Annotated in this window: 19 protein-coding genes; 7 read left to right on the top strand and 12 right to left on the bottom strand. The window is 51.6% G+C overall.

Annotation, left to right across the window (positions count from 1 at the left end):
* Positions 1-89: 89 nt before the first annotated feature.
* The 9 genes from nqrM to IB286_RS08745 all read right to left on the bottom strand — a co-directional run bounded on the left by nqrM (position 90) and on the right by IB286_RS08745 (position 8,837).
* Entirely contained in the window at positions 90-329 is a 240-nt protein-coding gene (gene nqrM, locus IB286_RS08785; protein WP_190764579.1) for a (Na+)-NQR maturation NqrM, read from the bottom strand.
* 2 nt (positions 330-331) lie between these two features.
* Entirely contained in the window at positions 332-1,240 is a 909-nt protein-coding gene (locus IB286_RS08780) for an FAD:protein FMN transferase (RefSeq protein WP_190764577.1), read from the bottom strand.
* 115 nt (positions 1,241-1,355) lie between these two features.
* The gene (nqrF, locus tag IB286_RS08775) at positions 1,356-2,579 is read right to left on the bottom strand and encodes an NADH:ubiquinone reductase (Na(+)-transporting) subunit F (protein WP_190764575.1); all 1,224 of its coding nucleotides are present in this window, start codon (positions 2,577-2,579) and stop codon (positions 1,356-1,358) included.
* A gap of 27 nt (positions 2,580-2,606) precedes the next feature.
* Positions 2,607-3,215, bottom strand: a complete 609-nt coding sequence (gene nqrE / locus IB286_RS08770) for an NADH:ubiquinone reductase (Na(+)-transporting) subunit E (protein WP_190764573.1) — start codon at positions 3,213-3,215, stop codon at positions 2,607-2,609.
* On the bottom strand, positions 3,215-3,880 hold the full coding sequence (locus IB286_RS08765; protein ID WP_190764571.1) for an NADH:ubiquinone reductase (Na(+)-transporting) subunit D: 666 nt from the start codon (positions 3,878-3,880) through the stop codon (positions 3,215-3,217). Before IB286_RS08765 ends, nqrE begins: the two co-directional genes overlap by 1 nt.
* Before the next feature lie 2 nt (positions 3,881-3,882).
* Positions 3,883-4,650 (bottom strand): Na(+)-translocating NADH-quinone reductase subunit C, encoded by a 768-nt coding sequence (locus IB286_RS08760; RefSeq protein WP_190764569.1) that lies wholly within the window; start codon positions 4,648-4,650, stop codon positions 3,883-3,885.
* Entirely contained in the window at positions 4,643-5,836 is a 1,194-nt protein-coding gene (locus IB286_RS08755) for an NADH:ubiquinone reductase (Na(+)-transporting) subunit B (RefSeq protein ID WP_190764567.1), read from the bottom strand. The genes IB286_RS08760 and IB286_RS08755 overlap by 8 nt, the downstream gene beginning before the upstream one ends.
* Positions 5,837-5,838: 2 nt before the next feature.
* Positions 5,839-7,173, bottom strand: a complete 1,335-nt coding sequence (locus tag IB286_RS08750) for a Na(+)-translocating NADH-quinone reductase subunit A (RefSeq protein WP_190764565.1) — start codon at positions 7,171-7,173, stop codon at positions 5,839-5,841.
* A 197-nt stretch (positions 7,174-7,370) separates the two neighbouring features.
* The gene (locus IB286_RS08745) at positions 7,371-8,837 is read right to left on the bottom strand and encodes a glyceraldehyde-3-phosphate dehydrogenase (RefSeq protein ID WP_190764563.1); all 1,467 of its coding nucleotides are present in this window, start codon (positions 8,835-8,837) and stop codon (positions 7,371-7,373) included.
* A gap of 163 nt (positions 8,838-9,000) precedes the next feature.
* Between IB286_RS08745 and mfd the strand changes: the two genes are divergently transcribed.
* Complete coding sequence (gene mfd / locus IB286_RS08740; protein WP_317889733.1) at positions 9,001-12,426, top strand: transcription-repair coupling factor; 3,426 nt, start codon at positions 9,001-9,003, stop codon at positions 12,424-12,426.
* Positions 12,426-13,448, top strand: coding sequence for a CsiV family protein (locus IB286_RS08735; RefSeq protein ID WP_190764561.1), 1,023 nt, complete (start codon positions 12,426-12,428; stop codon positions 13,446-13,448). Before mfd ends, IB286_RS08735 begins: the two co-directional genes overlap by 1 nt.
* On the opposite strand, the gene IB286_RS08730 is transcribed toward IB286_RS08735, so the two are convergent.
* Positions 13,419-14,162, bottom strand: a complete 744-nt coding sequence (locus tag IB286_RS08730; RefSeq protein ID WP_190764558.1) for an S-methyl-5'-thioinosine phosphorylase — start codon at positions 14,160-14,162, stop codon at positions 13,419-13,421. The two genes, IB286_RS08735 and IB286_RS08730, sit on opposite strands and share 30 nt — an antisense overlap.
* Entirely contained in the window at positions 14,159-15,268 is a 1,110-nt protein-coding gene (locus tag IB286_RS08725) for a mechanosensitive ion channel family protein (protein WP_190764556.1), read from the bottom strand. The genes IB286_RS08730 and IB286_RS08725 overlap by 4 nt, the downstream gene beginning before the upstream one ends.
* A 273-nt stretch (positions 15,269-15,541) precedes the next feature.
* Between IB286_RS08725 and IB286_RS08720 the strand changes: the two genes are divergently transcribed.
* The 5 genes from IB286_RS08720 (at position 15,542) to IB286_RS08700 (ending at position 18,023) form a co-directional block, all read left to right on the top strand.
* Positions 15,542-15,859, top strand: coding sequence for a DUF6763 family protein (locus IB286_RS08720; RefSeq protein ID WP_190764554.1), 318 nt, complete (start codon positions 15,542-15,544; stop codon positions 15,857-15,859).
* A 238-nt stretch (positions 15,860-16,097) separates the two neighbouring features.
* Complete coding sequence (gene lexA, locus IB286_RS08715; RefSeq protein ID WP_190764552.1) at positions 16,098-16,697, top strand: transcriptional repressor LexA; 600 nt, start codon at positions 16,098-16,100, stop codon at positions 16,695-16,697.
* Complete coding sequence (locus IB286_RS08710) at positions 16,697-17,200, top strand: hypothetical protein (RefSeq protein ID WP_190764550.1); 504 nt, start codon at positions 16,697-16,699, stop codon at positions 17,198-17,200. Before lexA ends, IB286_RS08710 begins: the two co-directional genes overlap by 1 nt.
* A 108-nt stretch (positions 17,201-17,308) precedes the next feature.
* Positions 17,309-17,668 (top strand): type II toxin-antitoxin system RelE/ParE family toxin, encoded by a 360-nt coding sequence (locus tag IB286_RS08705; RefSeq protein ID WP_190764548.1) that lies wholly within the window; start codon positions 17,309-17,311, stop codon positions 17,666-17,668.
* Positions 17,652-18,023, top strand: coding sequence for an XRE family transcriptional regulator (locus IB286_RS08700; protein ID WP_223826248.1), 372 nt, complete (start codon positions 17,652-17,654; stop codon positions 18,021-18,023). The genes IB286_RS08705 and IB286_RS08700 overlap by 17 nt, the downstream gene beginning before the upstream one ends.
* A gap of 1,129 nt (positions 18,024-19,152) precedes the next feature.
* On the opposite strand, the gene IB286_RS08695 is transcribed toward IB286_RS08700, so the two are convergent.
* On the bottom strand, positions 19,153-19,515 hold the full coding sequence (locus tag IB286_RS08695) for a hypothetical protein (protein ID WP_190764546.1): 363 nt from the start codon (positions 19,513-19,515) through the stop codon (positions 19,153-19,155).
* Positions 19,516-19,922 lie beyond the last annotated feature (407 nt).

Raw genomic sequence — 19,922 nt, 5'->3', positions numbered from 1 at the left:
ACTCTCTTTGCCTTTAGAAATGAGAGCAGCGCTTTTAATCAATAAAGCGGGATAGGCTTGGGGGTAGGTTTGAAGATAGAGCGCTGGGATCAGCGCTCAGAAGCATCGTAAAACTGGGAGGATTTAGCATTGCTGGCCGCCGCCGCAGACTGTTCTTCACATTTTTTAGGGTCATTGCCGCAGAGATCGCAAATATAGTCCGGGTCATTCAGGGCAGCACCAACACCACCACAAGAACCGGAAATCGGTTTACGCCCTAACAGCACGCCCACGGCCATCGCGGTCACGACCAGAAGAATAAAGACCGCCGTAATAATGAAAGTAGCCATACTTACATCTCCTCCAAAAACGGGGCAAAGGTCGAGCTATAACGACTAACAAAGCCCTGGGGGGTTTTCTCAATCAGATATACCGGAATATCCTGAGCCTCAGCTAACTTCAGTGTACGCTCACCGCCCAGCACTGAAAAGGCCGTAGCCATCGCATCCGCCATTGCCGAACTAGGATCGAGTACCGTCACCGAAGCTAGATTATGGGTGATCGGACGCCCGGTTTTAGGGTCAATGGTATGAGAATAACGCACACCATTTTCCTCAAAATAGTTGCGGTAATCTCCCGATGTGGCGACGCCGGTATTTTCCAAACGGATCGCTCTGGCTGCACCATTGATGCTGGGATTTTCCACCGCAATGCGCCACGGATCACCGCGAGGGCTATCCCCCGCCACTCGAATTTCACCGCCGATCTCAACCAGAAAATCTGTCGCACCTTTATCGGCTAGCCAATCCGCCGTCATATCCACCGCATAACCCTTGGCCACAGCGGAAAGATCCATACGAATCGGTAGCAAGCGGCGAATTTTCGGTTCCAATATATCCAGTTCAAAGGTATCCGTGCCGACCAATTGCTTGGCCGCTTCGATATCTTCGTCGGCGGGTACACCTTGGCGTTTTTCTGGTCCAAATCCCCACAGGCTTACCAACGGCGCCACGGTAATATCAAACGCACCATGGGTCATCCAACTCACCTGCACTGACACGCTGATAATGTCGTACAGGGTTTCACTGAGCGTAATCCACTCGCCAACCGGGGCGTGATTTAACTGGTTTAACTCTGAGTCTTCAATATAGGTAGATGCAATCTGATTAAACGCAAGCAAGCGCTCATCCAACTCAGCCTTGAGCTGACCACCCGACAGATCACCCGGATTAAGCAAGGTGATGTGGTAAGTGGTGCCCATAGTGGCACCCTCAAACCGAAGCACATCCTCAGACGAGCGAGCGCATCCGGCCAGAACCCCGATACAGAAAAACAAAAGCAGCCCGAAGGCTGCTTTTATGGCACGATAATAAGGCTTAACCACCGAAGTCATCCAGCAGGATATTCTCTGGCTCAACGCCCAAGTCTTCGAGCATCTTAATCACCGCCGCGTTCATCATTGGAGGCCCACACATGTAGAACTCACAATCTTCTGGCGCTTCGTGATTTTTGAGGTAATTCTCAAACAACACGTTGTGAATAAAGCCCGTCATTCCGGTCCAGTTGTCCTCAGGTTGAGGATCAGACAGGGCCAAATGCCATTCAAAGTTGGGATTCTCCGCCGCAAGCTGATCGTACTCTTCACCGTAGAACGCTTCACGCAGAGAGCGTGCACCGTACCAGAATGAGATCTTGCGCTTAGAACCAAGACGTTTGAGCTGATCGAAGATATGCGAACGCATTGGCGCCATACCAGCACCACCGCCGATAAATACCATCTCGGCTTCGGTTTCTTTGGCGAAGAACTCACCGAAGGGACCGTAGACCTTAACTTTGTCGCCCGGCTTCAGGTTAAACACCCAAGAAGACATTTTACCGGCAGGCAAAGACAGGTTATTCGGTGGCGGAGTCGCCGCACGAATATTGAACTTCACAATGCCCTTCTCTTCTGGGTAGTTGGCCATGGAGTAAGCGCGGATAACGGTTTCGTCGACTTTGGATTCAACATTGAAGAAACCAAAACGCTCCCAGTCGCCACGGTACTCAGCAGGAATATCAAAATCTGAGTATTTAACGTGGTGCGGAGGACACTCCAGCTGCACGTAACCACCGGCACGAAAATCAACGTTCTCGCCTTCTGGTAATTGCAGGGTCAGCTCTTTAATGAAAGTCGCCACATTCGGGTTAGAGGCAACAGTACATTCCCACTGCTTAACACCGAATACATCTTCAGGTACTTCGATTTTCATGTCCTGTTTAACGGGAGTCTGACAAGACAGACGCCAGCCTTCACGGGCTTCACGAACATTGAAGTGGGCTTCTTCGGTGGCCAGCATAGAGCCGCCGCCGTCTTTAACAATACATTTACACTGGGCACAGCTACCGCCGCCGCCACAGGCTGAGGCCAGGAAAATACCCTGATTCGCTAGGGTGCCCAGCAATTTGTCACCCGCAGGTACGCGGATGGTTTTTTCACCATTGATCTCGATGCTCACATCGCCACTGCTCACAAGGCGCGAGCGGGCAAACAGAATGACTGCCACCAGCGACAGTACAATCCCGGTAAACATGGCCACACCGAGAATAACTACTGTATTCATTAATACGTCTCCAGTCTGGGTTCTCGGTTATAGGTCGATACCGCCAAAGGACATAAAGCCCAATGACATCAAACCTACAGTGATAAAGGTAATGCCCAGGCCGCGCAGACCTTCTGGCACGTCGCTGTATTTCAGCTTTTCACGGATACCCGCCAAAGCCACAATTGCCAGCGCCCAACCGGTACCGGCACCGGCACCAAATACCAGAGACTCACCGAGGTTGTAGTCGCGCTCAACCATAAACAGCGAGCCACCCATGATGGCGCAGTTTACGGTGATCAGCGGCAGGAACACGCCCAGAGCGCTGTACAGTGCAGGCACGTATTTGTCCAAAACCATTTCCATGATTTGAACAATCGCCGCGATAACACCGATATAGCTCAACAGACCGAGGAAGCTCAGGTCCATATCTGGCAGACCGGCCCACGCCAACGCACCATCGCGCAGCAGACCGTCGTAGATCATGTGGTTTACCGGAACGGTAATGGCCATAACTACGATAACCGCAATACCCAGACCAATAGCGGCCTGAATTTTCTTGGAGATCGCCAAAAAGGTACACATCCCCAAGAAGAAGCTCAGCGCCATATTTTCAATAAATACGGAGCGAACAAAAAGGCTTAGATAATGTTCCATTAGAAAGCCTCCTTCACGCTGCGGGTGTTTTTAGCAATTTTGAATTCCTCTTTTTCAACCTGTTCTTTCTTCCAGCTACGCAGAGCCCAAATGAAGAAACCAATCAGGAAGAAGGCGCTGGGTGGCAGCAACAACAGACCGTTGGGCACATACCAGCCACCGTTGGTCACCACCGGCAGAATTTCAAAGCCGAACAGTTTGCCGGAGCCAAACAGCTCACGCACTACCGCCACGCTGATCAATACGACCGAGTAACCCAGACCGTTACCGATACCGTCAACAAAGCTCGCCAGCGGCGGATTCTTCATTGCGAAACCTTCGGCGCGACCCATAACGATACAGTTAGTAATAATCAGACCCACAAATACCGAGAGCTGCTTGCTGATGGCAAAGGCGTAAGCCTTAAGCACCTGATCCACCACGATAACCAGCGAAGCAATAATAACCATCTGCACGATGATACGAATGCTGCTAGGAATGTGATTGCGGATCGAGGAAACCGCCATGCTGGAAAAAGCCGTAACCAAGGTCACGGAGATACACATAACCAAAGTAACCTGCAGGCTGCTGGTTACCGCCAGCGCGGAACAGATACCAAGAATCTGCAACGCGATGGGGTTGTTTTTAAATACTGGCGATGTAAGTGCCGTTTTCAGTTCTGACATGCTTACGCCTCCCCTGCTCGTAAATTGTCGAGGAATGACTCGTAACCCATTTTACCCATCCAGAATTGCACCAGATTGCTGACGCCACGGCTGGTCAGGGTTGCACCGGAAAGACCGTCTACTTTGTTGATGGCATGAGGCGTTGCCTCAGTGACATTGCCTTTCACCATTTCGATAGCCACTTCACCATCGCGGTAAACTTCTTTACCAGGCCACAGCGCTTTCCAGTTTGGGTTGTCAACTTCACCACCCAGCCCCGGTGTTTCGCCGTGCTCATAGAAGCCCAGACCCGCAACCGTATTGAAGTCATTCTCCAAGGCAACAAAGCCCCACAGCGTTGACCACAGACCGTAGCCACGAATTGGTAAAATCACCTTATCGTATTGGCCTTCGCTGCCCACCAAGTAGACCAGTCCGTAGTTTTCACGGCGCTTGATCTTGGCGATATCCGCCTCACCCAAATCGGTTGAAGTGGCGCTGTCTTTGGCAAACTTGCGCTGGTCAAAACCGGCAACGGCGTAGTCGTCGCTGAATTTACCCGTTTCGAAATTCACCAATTTAGTGGTGATCTTTTCGAATTGCTCTTCAATAGACACGCCTTCTTGATACAAACCTGCCGCAGCAAGAATGTTTTTCTTCAGGTCGCGCTCTTTGTTGATTTTCTGAACTGGCTTCAGCATCACCACCGCACTGGAAACTAACAGTGCACAGACGATACAAAGCGATACGGCAACCAGCAGAACCTTCTTAATACTGTCGTTATTAGCCACGTGCCAGTCTCCGCTTGATGTTTGCCTGAACTACGAAGTGGTCGATCAGTGGTGCAAACAAGTTGCCAAACAGAATCGCCAACATCATACCTTCGGGGAATGCAGGGTTAACCACACGGATCAACACCACCATCACACCGATCAATGCACCAAATACCCACTTACCAGTATTGGTCATCGACGCAGAAACGGGGTCGGTCGCCATAAAGATCATACCGAAAGCAAAGCCACCCAGAACCAGGTGCCACTGCCAGGTCATTTCCATCATGGGGTTGCCGCCAACCGCATTAAACAGGCTAGACAGCGCAACCATACCGATCATGACACCGGCAACAATGCGCCAGGAAGCAATACCCGTCCACAACAGGAAAGCACCGCCAATCAGGATCGCCAGAGTCGAGGTCTCACCGATTGAGCCGGGCATACGGCCCATAAAGGCATCCATCCAAGTCAGCTGGCTTTGCAGTGCGGCCATACCGTCACTGGCAACAACCGACAGCGCAGTTGCACCGGTGTAACCGTCTACCGCTGTCCAAACTGCGTCACCAGACAATTGCGCTGGATAGGCAAAGAACAGGAAAGCACGACCGGCCAAGGCTGGGTTAAGGAAGTTTTTACCGGTACCGCCAAACACTTCTTTCGCAACCACCACACCAAAGGTAATACCCAAGGCGGCCTGCCACAGTGGCAGTGTTGGCGGAACGATCAGGGCGAACAGGATCGAGGTTACGAAGAAACCTTCGTTAACTTCGTGACCGCGCTTCATGGCGAACAACACTTCCCAAAAACCGCCCACAATAAATACCGTGGCGTAAATAGGAATGAAGTACCAGAAACCGTGCCAGAAGTTGTCCCAGATGCTGGCAGGGTTATAGCCAGAAGCCATCGCGATCATCGCGTGACGCCAGCCTTCACCACCGATAACACCCAGTTCGGCCATCGCGGTATTCGCTTGGAAACCCACGTTCCACATACCAAAGAACATGGCGGGGAAAGCGCAGAACCAAACGGTAATCATAATCCGCTTCAGATCCACACCATCGCGCACGTGGGCAGTGGTTTTGGTTACTGAAGAGGGAGAATAGAAAATCGTATCCGCCGCTTCATACAGCGCATACCATTTTTCAAAACGGCCACCTTTCTCGAAATGTGGCTCAATACTATCGAGGAAACTTCTCAGGCCCATGCTCAGCCCTCCTTCTCGATACGGCGCAGATTGTCGCGCAATATCGGTCCGTATTCATATTTACCGGGGCAGACATAGGTGCACAGCGCCAGATCTTCTTCATCCAGTTCCAAGCAGCCCAATTGCTGCGCCATTTGGGTATCGCCAACAATCAAGGAACGCAGTAACTGCGTTGGCAGAATATCCAGCGGCATAATTTTCTCGTAGGCACCTACCGGCACCATGGCGCGTTCGCTGCCATTGGTATTGGTGGTGTATGGCAGCAGCTTGCGGCCAAACTGAGAAAGGTAAATACGCAGTGCAGAGTGCTTGTTAGCACCGGGAGACAACCAGCCCATAAATTCACGCTGATTACCTTCGGCCAGTACGCTGACCTGATTGTGATAACGACCCAAGTAGCAAACCGCGCCACGAGCCGTGCGACCACCAAGGATAGAACCGGAAACGATGCGGTTTTTGCCGCCTTCGGTCTGACCAGCACACAGTTCTTCTAGGTTGATACCCAGACGCGTGCGCAGCAGGCACGGTTCAGTCACCACAGGACCACCCAGCGCCACAACGCGTTCAGCTTTAAGCTGACCGGTAGTGAACAGGCGACCCACGGCGATCACGTCTTGATAGCCCAAATGCCAAACCACCTTGCTCATGCTTGCGCCTTCGAGCAGGTGGATATGAGTGCCGACTAGGCCCGCAGGGTGAACACCGGCAAATTCGCTGGTTTGAACACCATTAATAGAAGAAGAAATTCCACTGCCCGCCGCCACACACAGATGCACTTTGGCACCCAATCGGGCCAGCACAGCCAAGCCGTTTTGGAAGTCGCTTTCAGCTTCCGCAATAACAACCGCAGGGTCGGCAGCCAGCGGATGGGTGTCAATCGCGGTAACAAAAATCGCCGCAGGCGTTGAGCCGGGCTGAGGAACGCGGCTGAACGGACGGGTGCGCAATGCAGTCCACAGACCCGATTGCACCAAGTTTTCAGTCACCTGCTCTGCGCTCAGGCCGCTCAGTTGATCGGCGCTGTAGCTGGCAAAGGTTTCGTAGTCATCGGCTTCTACATCGATAACCACTGACTGCAATACCCGCTTTTCACCACGGTTGATCGCTGAGATCACCCCGGTAGCTGGCGCGGTGTAACGCACTCCTTCGGTTTTCTTATCGGTAAAAAGAAGCTGGCCGGTTTTAACCCGGTCTCCTTCTTTAACCGCCATAGTCGGCTTCATACCCTCGTAATCAAAGCCGATCACCGCCACTGAACGTGGGGTAGGACCGTCTTCAATACGCTGGGCAGGCGCGCCGACAATAGGCACATCAAGGCCTTTTGTGACTTTAATCATAGGCTGCCAAACACTCTAAAGGTTAAAAAAATAAAACTAAAAACTGTTGCCGGCTGCGCATGCAGCTCAGCGGAAATTCGGACGAATGCAGTAATGCAAAACCCCGCAGCCCAAATACAAGGGCGCGAGGTTTGCAGAACACCTCTAATAAATGCAGAGGTGTGGGACGGCATTCCGTCGTCCCGGTTCAGAGCGGCTTAGTCTCTGGGGTATACGGCGTATTTTACGCCAGCCATTTGTTCGAGTACGCGGTGAACCTGACAGCTATAACCGAACTCATTGTCGTACCAGCAGTACAGAATGCAGGTTTTGCCATTCACGATGGTCGCTTCACTGTCGAATACACAAGCGTGACGTGAACCCACAAAGTCGCTAGAAACCACTTCTGGCGAGTTGGAGTAGTCAATCTGCTTGCGCAGCGGTGAATGCAGAGCAACACCGCGCATATACTCGTTGAGCTCTTCTACTGTGGTTTCAGTTTTCAAGTTCAACTTAAGAATAGCCAAAGATACGTTAGGTGTCGGCACACGGATGGCATTACCGGTTAATTTGCCCAACATTTGTGGCAGAACTTTACCCACCGCCTTAGCCGCGCCGGTTTCAGAGATAACCATATTCAGCGGTGCGCTGCGGCCACGACGATCACCTTTGTGGTAGTTGTCGATCAGGTTCTGGTCGTTGGTGTAAGAGTGAACAGTTTCGATGTGGCCACTTTCAACGCCAAATTTCTCGTCCAGCACCTTCAGTGGTGGCGCAATCGCGTTGGTGGTACAGCTAGCGGCAGAGATAATAGTATCGCTGTCCAGAATTTCATTGTTGTTAACACCGTGAACGATATTTTTCATATCGCCTTTGCCCGGCGCAGTCAGAATAACTTTGGAGATGCCGGGACGAGACAGATGCACCGACAGGCCTTCGCTGTCGCGCCATTTACCGGTGTTATCCACCAGAATCGCATCGTTGATGCCGTAAGCGGTGTAATCCACTTCTTCTGGAGAGTTGGCATAAATCACTTTAACTTCAACGCCGTTGGCAACAAACGACTGACGCTCTTCATCAACACGGATGGTGCCGTTGAAGGGGCCGTGTACCGAGTCGCGGCGCAACAGGCTGGCGCGTTTCACCAGATCGTTTTCTGCACCGCCCTGACGAACCACAACCGCGCGCAAACGCAGGTTGCCACCGCCACCGGCCTTTTCTACCAGCAGGCGAGCCATCAAACGACCGATACGACCAAAGCCGTACAGCACAACATCGCGAGGTGGACGCGCAGGCTCTTTAGTCCCGCCGACCAGATCGGCAACTTGTTCTTTAACAAATTCAGAAACCGACTTACCCGCGGCACGGCCTTCATGCTCGTAGGCAACCGCAATACGACCCGCATCGATATGGGCAGTACCCAGATCCAGCTCGGCCAACGCCTGAATTACCGGGAAAGTTTCAAATTCGGAGAGTTCGTTCTTCTCAACCTGACGCACAAAGCGGTGCGCCTGCATAATGTCGAGAACTGAAAGGTTAACGAGGTTCTTACCATAAATGTAAGTCTTAACGTTATTCGCCCGGTAAAGTTTGCCGATTAGGGGAATCATCCCCTCAGCTAGCGCTTCGCGCTCTTTCCAATCTGCAAAATAATCACTGGGTCGTTCACGTTTTCTTTCAGTCACTTCAAACACCTATTAAAAGCAGCGAGATTTGGGTGCGCGTATTATCTTTATTACGAGTCGGTAATTCAACTCCGATAGCTTGCGTAAAAATGCCATTGTCCTCCATCTGCGGCTACAATTGGCCGCGTTTTTACCACTTACGACCAAAAAGACAGCCGCTTCCGTGATTTCTCTGCCCAAAATCAGCAAACTCAGCCCCTCGTACAGCCACTACTGGGGACAGCTCCCTGAGCCCAGCCACGCCCTCGTTATTGCCGAGCTGGCCAAGCAACAAGCCCAGCCAATTCTCTTGGTCACGGCCGATACCGCCAGCGCCTATCGGCTTGAGCAGGGGCTACGCTTTTTTTGCCGGGAATTGCCAATCAAGCTGCTGCCCGATTGGGAAACCCTGCCCTACGATAATTTTTCGCCCCACGAAGATATTATCTCCGAGCGCCTAAAAACCCTCAGCGAAATTCCCCGCCTGCAAAACGGCGTGCTCGTCGCCCCTATTACCACGCTGATGCAGCGCTTGGCTCCCGCCAGCCACATTACCGGTCGCAACCTTGAATTGGCTGTGGGTCAAAAACTGAGCATTAACGATTTCCGCCACCAACTGGAAAACTGCGGCTACCGACATGTTTCCACGGTGTATCAACATGGCGAATACACCATTCGCGGGTCGGTAATCGATTTATTCCCCATGGGCAGCGAAGAACCTCTGCGTATCGACCTGTTTGACGACGAAATCGACACCCTGCGTTATTTTGATCCCGAAACCCAACGGGGTACAGTACCAGTGGAGCAGCTGGTTCTACTACCAGGGCGCGAAATACCCCTTGACGAACAAGGCATAACCGGGTTCCGCCGGCGCTGGCATGAACAATTCAATGTCGATCATCGCAACTGCCCGGTCTATCAAGATGTGAGCGATGGCATCGCTCCCGCCGGCATCGAATACTATCTTCCACTGTTTTTTGAACAAACGGGCACCCTGTTCGACTACCTGCCCGAAAACAGCCTGCTGATTACTTCGCCGGGGCTAGAAGGCTCAGCCGAACATTTTTGGCAGGATATTCACCAACGTTACGAACAGCGCTGCGGCGATCTGCGCCGCCCGGTGCTTAAGCCTCAGCAACTCTTTCTGCCTATTGAAGAACTGTTCGGACAGCTCAAAAAATTGCCACGCTTTGTCTTAGCTGCAGAAGCATTGGAAGATCCTAGCGCCAGCAACTTTCCGTATCGCGCCCTGCCCGAGCTGGCAATCAATCCACAATTGGCTGACCCGGTTGGCAAACTGCGCAGCTATACCCTCGACAAACGCGTGCTGCTTTGTGCGGAATCTGCCGGCCGGCGCGAAGCGCTGGATGAACTGCTGCGCCGTCACAAACTACAAGCAACACTGATAGAAAGCTGGCAGGAATTTAGTGAGGGCACCCAAGCTCTGGCGTTGTGTATCTCGCCCATAGAAGCGGGCCTATGCTTTGAAGGCACAAGCACCTTCGCGGTGGTCACAGAAACCGAATTACTTGGCAATCGGGTTCGGCAGAGTCGCCGACGCAAAAAAGCCACCACAGCGGCAGATAATGCGGTGCGCAATCTTGCCGAACTGCGCCCCGGTGCACCGGTAGTTCATGCAGATCACGGCGTTGGCCGCTATATGGGTCTGCAATCGCTGGCGATCGACAATCAGGAAAATGAATTTCTCACATTGGAATATGCTGACGGCGCAAAATTGTATGTTCCCGTGGGCAATCTGCATTTAATTAGCCGCTACAGCGGCGCCGATGACGAACTTGCCCCGCTCCATAAACTGGGCAGCGACCAGTGGAGCAAAAGCAAACGCAAAGCCGCTGAAAAAGTACGCGATGTGGCCGCCGAACTGCTGGACATTTACGCCAGACGCGAAGCCCGCCAAGGCCGCGCCTTCACCATTGTGGATGACTACGAAACCTTTGCGGCAGGCTTCCCCTTTGAAGAAACCCCAGACCAACAGTTGGCCATTGAAGCTGTGCTGCAAGATTTGAAAAACAGCAAGCCTATGGATCGTCTGGTCTGCGGTGATGTGGGCTTTGGTAAAACCGAAGTCGCGGTACGCGCCGCATTTATTGCGGTACAAAATGGCGGGCAAGTTGCCATTCTGGTGCCCACCACCCTGCTCGCCCAACAGCACTACGAATCCTTCCGCGACCGCTTTGCCAACTGGCCGGTAAATATTGAAGTGCTGTCCCGCTTCCGTAGCGCCGCTGAACAAAAAGACGTGATTGCGCAACTGGAAGCCGGCAAGGTCGATATTCTTATCGGCACCCACAAACTGCTCAGCAGCGATATTCGCTACAACAATCTGGGGCTTGTAATTATCGACGAAGAACACCGCTTTGGCGTACGTCAAAAAGAAGCCCTGAAAAACCTCCGCGCCGAGGTCGATGTGCTCACCCTAACGGCGACCCCCATTCCTCGCACCCTGAATATGTCTATGTCAGGCATCCGTGATTTGTCGATTATCGCCACCCCACCGGCACGGCGCCTCTCGGTAAAAACCTTTGTGCGCGAGCGTGATGAAGCACTTATAAAAGAAGCCATCCTGCGTGAAATTCTGCGCGGCGGTCAGGTTTACTTCCTACATAACGAAGTCAAAACTATTGAAAAAGCAGCCCGCGATTTACAAACAATGCTGCCAGAATTACGCGTCGGCGTCGGTCACGGCCAAATGCCCGAGCGCGAGCTAGAGCAAGTGATGAGCGACTTTTACCACAAGCGCCACAATGTACTGGTCTGCTCCACCATTATTGAAACCGGTATCGACGTACCCAATGCCAACACCATTATTATCGAGCGGGCAGATAAATTCGGCCTGGCACAGCTTCACCAGCTGCGTGGCCGGGTGGGTCGCTCTCACCATCAGGCCTATGCCTATCTGCTCACGCCCTCGGCCAAGCAAATGACCACTGATGCCCAGAAGCGCCTAACCGCCATCAGCGAGGCCCACGACCTCGGCGCCGGCTTTACCTTGGCCACCCACGATATGGAAATTCGCGGCGCCGGTGAATTACTGGGCGAAGATCAAAGCGGTCAAATTCATTCCATTGGCTTTAGCCTTTATATGGATATGCTAGATCGGGCGGTAAAAGCCCTTAAAGCCGGCAAACAGATAAATCTTGAAGACAGCAATGCACAACAAACTGAGGTGAATCTACGCATTCCAGCACTGATTCCCGAAGACTACCTACCCGATGTGCAGGAACGTTTGATGCTCTATAAACGCATTGCCAGCACTGAAGATAAAGACGGTCTGCGCGAACTGCAGGTAGAGATGATTGACCGCTTCGGGCTCTTGCCTGAGCAGTGTAAAAACCTGTTCCGCTGCGCAGAGCTGCGCCTAGTTGCCGAACAATTAGGCATCAATAAAATCGAAGCATCGGCCAATGGCGGTCGCTTTGAATTTACCGCCGACACCAAGGTAGAACCCCTAACCCTGATCAAACTGATTCAAAGCAACGCAGTGAAATACCAGCTCGACGGTGCCAATGCCTTTAAATTTAAAGACAGCTTAGAAAACACCGAACAGCGTATTAGCGTTGTGCAGAGCTTACTAGAGAAACTGGCGTAATGGCGGCTGATAAAATGCTCTTGGCCTGCGCCGCTAGCGTAGTAGAATCATTCAAGACAACACCTGCAAAGACCGATAATCAGGACACGACTTTGACCAAACTGGATCGCCCCACCAAGCTCGCCTTTTCAAATGCTAAGTGCTGGGTAAAACGACTCACCGCCGCACTCGGCTTCAGCCTGCTAGCGCTGAACGCCAGTGCGCAAGAAAACCGCTTTCAAATCGATTTTATGGTTTTTGCAAATAAGGACCCCGCCGCCGAAAACAGCGAAGTCTGGCCAGACCGAATTTTCCTTCGCTATCCCAAATCGTGGGCGGCGCCTTACACCGGCGACGAGGGCAAATCCTTTGAGCGCATCTCCGCTGCCGACCCTGAATTTGCGCAAGCCGCAGCATCCATTAAACGCTCCAGCTATTATCGCGTGTTGTATCAAGCCAGTTGGCAGCAGGATTTGGAAAATTTAAAAAATGCGCCAGCGGTACTCATTAAAGGCGGCAAGGAATTCGGCCAGCATAGTGAACTAGAGGGCTATATCAAACTTGCTCTCGAACGCTACCTGTACATCGACACCAATCTCTGGCTGAGCAAATTTGAAGAAAACAGCCTCAGCTTTGACACGGAGAGCGGCACGACTTACTACCTTCCCCCACAGCCAAAAGCTTACCAGGAAAATACCGGATTACTGGATGAAGAATATGAATCCAGCCCCGAATATCAGGCGTTTCTTGAGCAGAATCCCGATATGGAAAGACGCAAATGGGAAATGGCGATGGAAAAACAGCAAGCTCAACAAGCTAGCTTTGGTGACTATCGCATTAGCCGCATAGTCAGGATGGAACAACGGCGGCGCATGCGCAGTGATGAGCTGCACTTTATCGACCATCCGCTGTTCGGCGTCTTGGTAAAAATCACCAAGATGAAACCCCAGGAAATTGCGCCAGCTAATCCCGAACAAGCTAAACCCGTGCCGAATAAAGCCGACGCAACGCCATCAACAAGCGCTAATGCAGCGGGCCAGTAGTGATTTAACCTGCACCATGCCGGTGTCGATGACCGCTTGAATGTCCTCCATGGTAATCAGCGTGTCACTGACACCCGCAGCGGGGTTCACCACCAAACACACCGAGGCATAATCCAAACCGGCTTCCCGCGCCAATGCTGCTTCTGGCATGGCCGTCATCCCCACAATATCGTTACCATCTCTTGCCAAACGAACGATTTCAGCGGCGGTCTCCAAACGTGGCCCTTGGGTCACCGCATAGGTGCCATAGGGCTCAATATCGATACCCAAATGCTCTGCCGCAGCACATAAGCGCAGGCGCAGTGGCTCGCTATATGGATAGCTGAAGTCAATATGCTCCACCACCCCGTCATGACCATCGTAAAAGGTATGCTCCCGCCCCCAAGTGTAATCGTTGATCTGCTCAGGCAGAGCAATCACCCCAGACACAAAACGCTCACTAATGCCACCCACCGCATTCACCGCGATAATCTCGGTCATACCCGCGTCTTTCAGCGCTTGGATATTAGCGCGGTAATTAATAGCATGGGGCGGTACCGAATGGCCGCTACCGTGGCGCGCCAAAAAAACAAACCCGGCGTCCTGATACGTATAGCGACACAGCGGCGCACTGGGGCTTCCCCACTTGGTTGTTACCTCGCGGCTCTCCAACAAGTGAGCGCCGGGCCAATCACACAGCCCCGTTCCCCCAATCACCGCAATAGTTTTACTCACGGGTTTACTCCCCCTTCGATGTTTTGAATCAACTCGACCGGATCGAGTTTCAATGTTTGTGTTGGGTAGGCTACATCCGCGCCGTGGCGGTGAATAATGTCCAGGATCTTTAGCAGAACGTCCTGCTTAATCTCGTGGTACTCCACCCACACCGTGGTCTTAGTAAAGGTATACACAAAGAAATCCAGCGACGATGGCCCGTAGGCATTGAAATTCACAATCATCGTTTTATTTAAATCAATCGCCGGGTGCTCCTGCAACATCGCCTTCACATCGGCAATAACCGCCGGCAGTAGTCGCGCATCTTCATAGCGTAGACCAATAGTTTCATAAATACGTCGGTTCAGCATTCGCGAGGGATTTTCTACCGAGATCTGTGCAAACGTGGAATTGGGCACATATAAAGGACGCTGATCGAAAGTGCGAATCCGAGTTTGTCGCCAGCCAATATTTTCTACGGTGCCTTCAATATTTTTATCCGGCGAACGAACCCAATCACCTACAGAAAACGGCCGGTCGAGATACACCATCAAACCGCCAAAGAAATTCGCCAATAAATCCTTGGCGGCAAAACCCACCGCAATACCGCCAATACCGCCAAAGGCCAGCACCCCAGATACGCTATATCCCAAGTTTTGCAGCATCATTAACGAACCAACAATAATCACTGCCGAGCGCATCAACTTACCCAGCGCCATTACCGTTGTGCGATCAATCGGCTCATCGTTGTGGGTGTAATCTTCCGATAGCAGACGCTCTTCCACCTGCCGAATCAGGCTGACCAAGAACCAGATGATAATCGCCACCACAGCAACACTGCGCAGCGGATCAATCATCGCGAACACCGGCGCATCACTGCTGGCATCAATAATCTCCAGCACATGGCTGGCACCCACCGCCCAAATCATCAGAATAATTGGCCGACGACTCGCCTCCAGCAAGGCGTCATCCCAAAGGTTATGGGTTTTCTCAAAGCGCTTGGCCAGCCGTAACAACAACCGCCCGGCCAGCAAATTGGCAAACAGGGCAATCAATACCACCACAAACACTTCCCCAAGCCAGGGGTAATCCGACAAATTTACGGCGCCAAGCCAAGACTGTGACATAGTCAAAAAAGCCTCAAATATTTCTATACAATTTTAATTCTAGAACCAGAATTAATATAAGAATAAAAGATTAAAAACCACACTCTTCCATGAGATTTTCCCGAAAAAGTAACAGCATCTTATTGAATTCGGGCTTGTTTTTCAGCCAAGTTCAAAAAACATTGACATCGCACTGAAGCTCAGGTCAGAAAAATTACCTACTAGACAGGCAATTCCGTGATGATAGCTTTGAAGACACATAAATAAAGGAGAATTTTTTGGGGAGAACGCATCATGGCATCACTGAGACCACAAGTCGGAAATTGGTATAAAGATTTAGAAATTGGCCAACTGTTCGAAGTTGTCGCCATAGACGACGACACCATAGAAACCCAGCTCCTAGAAGGCGAGCTTTGCGAATACGATATGGAAAGCTGGCAACAACTACAGCTTGAATCTGTGGAAGAGCCCGAAGATTGGCGAGAAGTTTTTGAGCTCAGTGACGATGACTATCGCACCTGGGACGACAGCACCGCCATGATGGATCAATGGACAAACCCACTTAGCGAAATTGAGTCCGATGTCGTCAACGGCATCCTCGACGAATACTGATCACGACGAATACTGATCAAAAGTAACACTCTGACCTAATCATCACTCCCCCCTACCCGCTTCGGCGGGTTTCTTTTTATTCCGCACCACTTTTTATATCGACCAAAAACGAACCCCAAAAATAAATTTTTAAATAAAGTCTTGCGCCAGCATAGAGCCTGTATATAATCACAGTTACTGTATGAATAACCAGATCAAAATCCGTCCTCAACTTTGTGGACAAAACAGGAAAACGCCGATGGAAAAGCTCACTGCCCGACAGACAGAAGTACTCCACCTAATCAAGCGCTATATTGATGACACCGGCTATCCGCCCACTCGCGCCGACATTGCCAAAGAGCTCGGCTTTCGCTCCCCCAATGCGGCAGAAGAACATCTAAAAGCACTAGCCCGCAAAGGCGTCATCGAAATTATTCCCGGCGCCTCACGTGGCATCCGCTTGCCAGACCACCAACAAGGTATCCCCATTGTTGGCCGCGTTGCCGCCGGCAACCCGATACTGGCAGAACAAAATATTGAAGATTACTGCAGCATCTCCTCTTCGATCTTCTCCCCCGCCGCTGATTATTTTTTGCGGGTTCGCGGCGACAGTATGATTAACGTCGGCATTTTTGAAGACGACCTACTCGCCGTTCACCGCTGTAGCACCGCTCATAACGGACAAATCGTGGTCGCCCGCATCGATGACGAAGTCACCGTTAAACGTTTTCAACAGAAAAAACCGCACCAAATTTTGCTTATTGCTGAGAACCCTGACTACGACCCAATTGAAGTCGATTTACGGCACCAAGACTTCGCGATTGAAGGTCTAAGTGTTGGCGTATTGAGAAGGAGCTAATGATGATTAATTTCGAGCAAACCTCACTGTTTAATCACAGCGCCGCTGCAAACAACACTCAGGGAAATACCGCCGTGCAAGTTCCTACTCATGCCATAAACAGCGCCTCGACTCATCCCATCGCAGATACCGCACGACTGACCGAAATCAGCCTGCACAGCAACCCCGCGCTGGCCAAATCTATTCTTGCTGGCATGTTACTGGAATTAAGTGAAAACGCCGATCAGCGCTGGTTGTGTTGGGTTGCTGATCGCCCACTCAAACCCCTGCTCGACAGCAATAGCCAAGCGCGCAAGCCCAATCGGATTCTGCAAGTGGTTAACAACAAACACACAGCAAACTGCCCTTCTCTTACCGAGATTGCCGTTCGCGCCCTCGAACGCGGCAAAAGCCACACCGTTGCCGTTTTAGTCGATGGAAACATCTCAGAACGAGAGAGAATTGCACTGGCTCATGCTGCAACCGCCGGTAATGCGCAGTGTTTGCTGATTAAGATCCAGTAACCCCTTCTCTCACCTTTGCCGACAGGTAGAGCCACTACCTAGTCGGCCATAGGCTCCTCTAACTCCGCCCCATCTTGACAAATATTCCTCCCAAGCTATATTCCATCAATGGAATATGAAATCGAATACACGGATGAATTCGAAATCTGGTGGGAGACTCTCACTGTTGCCGAGCAGGAAGATATTGCTGCCTATGTGGAATTACTAGAAAAGCGCGGTCCACAACTCCCCCACCCATACAGCTCAGGTATCAAGGGTTCGAAGCACAGCCATATGCGGGAACTGAGAATCCAGCACCAAGGGCGGCCCTATCGGGTCTTTTACGCATTTGATCCTCGCCGCATGGCCATCTTACTGATAGGCGGAGATAAAACTGGCAACAAGCGCTTCTACGACCAATTTCTTCCGATAGCAGATCGCTTGTACGACCAACATTTACTGAAAATTGCTAATGAACCCAGTGAATGAACCAGTAAATGAAAAGGTAGGTATTAACATGGCTAAATCATTTAAGCACCTGCGCGATAAAATGCCGCTAGATTCTCAAGCAGCAGCAAGTAATAAAGCAAAAGCGCTGATGGCCGAAATGCCACTATCTGAACTACGTCTGGCGCGAAAATTGTCACAAGCTCAGCTTGCAGAAAAGATGCACGTAAATCAGGCCGCTATTTCTAAAATGGAACGCCGTACAGATATGTACGTTTCAACACTCCGTGAAGCAATAAAAGCGATGGGCGGGGAACTTGAAATACAGGCAAAATTTCCCGATGGGTCTGTTTCAATTACACAGTTCCACGATATCAGGGGTAACTCTGGAAGCTAATGCCCTTAAAGCCACAGAAACAGCAAGGAAGTTATTGGTGCCCGGGACCGGAATCGAACCGGTACGACCGTGAGGTCGAGAGATTTTAAGTTCGAACTTGTGGCTGAAACCAATTGTAAATCAAATGGTTAAGTAACCTTCTGTCTTACCTGCGTCGGGCTATTGAAGTCGCTAGAGGCCCTTTAGATCCTAGTGTTGACGCTGGGTCTGCTGCGGGACCTATTGTTCTCTAAAGGGCCCCCGAAGGCTACCCAAAAGGGTGAGAGACGCATTCACTGGGTCTTCGGTTTCGTCATCAGGTACGTGAAGGGTCTTGGGATGGCCCGCCCTGTCTTGAGCCTTTTGAGGCCCTCTGAGAGCTTCTTGGCGGCTTCGTGTCCCGACTCTGTGACGCGTATGATTTTCGCTCTGCCGTCCGCTGGTGACGGGATTTGCTCAAACCAATCGAGCCCCGTCTGGTTTCCCCTAGCGTGTCCTGAGAAGCTCTGGACCGTTCGAGAGATATACGAAGATAGGCCCCATAGGAAACGGTCTTCACTCAGAAAGCCCCTTTAAGGGCGCGGTTTATATGAACATTGGCCGATCTGAATATTCGGAGTGCCGCCTTGAAAGCCGGACATAACGGCGTGAGCAAATCGGTTAGTCCCTAAATCGACTGAAAAAGAGAAAAGCCCTACGGAGTCCGTCCACCCCTTCGGGTTCACGTCAGAGCAGGTAATTCTGCTCCTGCCTTTCGACTCTGTAAACTTTAGGCAGCTCATAGCCGCCTCAGGAGGTCCGAGGAAAAGACCTCTCTGGTCTGGCCCCTCGTAATAGCTAAACGCGACGTAGTCGTAGCCGTCTTTATGCCAAAATTCTCCTTTACGTGCGGACCTCACCACGTACCAGCGCTTATCGCTGAACTGAGTAGGGATCCATCCGTTCCCGTCTCGGCTATCGAACCCTATGCTTTGCTCTGTTTGGCATCTGAAAAACTCGTGTCCCGACACTTCGGCTACGACAGCGGGGACGAATAAAGAGACACAAACTGAGAACGAGAAAAAGAGGACTTTTTTTATCATGTTTAAATTCCATTTTAAGCTTTCTGTAAAGTAGCGTAATCAGAAAGGTGGAATCAACCCCCCATCCCTCAAGATCCACGCACAGTGACCCTCACTATAGAGCTCGTCGCCGTGAAAAGCCAAGAGGCGAATTGAAGCGCGAAGAATGCGAACTCGATTTCTCTCGCGATTTCTTTCGTCACCTCCGCGCCTTCGGCAAGATCCGCAAACCAGCACGAAGCGTTATAGACCGCCTCGTCGGCGAGACGCAAAATGGGAGGCGACCTCTTAGCTCCCGCTTCGACAGCGTCGCAGATCAGGCTCTCAATGATGGAGACCCGGGCCTCTGCCGTCTTGCGGCTCCCACAATCGCCGATCCAGAGGTAGTTCCTGATCGGACCTCGAGGAAGGAAAGAAACGAAAGGATCCCCCGCCGTTTGCGCCTCAACCATTCGTGAATTCTCCCGCTTGAGCTTCTTCGCTCCGACGAACGAGGACCGCGAGAAGCATGGCGGAAGCGTGAAGGTGCTTGCACCAGACCCAAGTGTCGCTGTGGCTGAGGGGACCCGCGTTCAGAAGCTTCCGAGCGGAATCGTCAATCTGCTGCCAGAGCGCCCACGCCTCGGGGTCTTTTTTCGCCCTATCTTTGAGGTTGTCTATGTGAAATCGGCAGCTCTGGACCTCGCGCCTCCGGTCGTAGGCAGCACGTTCTAGCGTCGTTCTTTTGATTTGTTGATCGATTTTGGTGATCATTTTTTTAGTGTCTCGTGTGATTTTCGACACCCCCAGCTTCTCGCCACTCGCCCCCAAAAGCAAGGGGATATGTCCTTGATTTTGTTGTATTTTTATTGCGTCAAGC

The sequence above is a fragment of the Spongiibacter pelagi genome, from assembly GCF_014705705.1.
Classification (GTDB): domain Bacteria; phylum Pseudomonadota; class Gammaproteobacteria; order Pseudomonadales; family Spongiibacteraceae; genus Spongiibacter; species Spongiibacter pelagi.
This window is presented reverse-complemented; position numbering and strand designations above follow the sequence as displayed.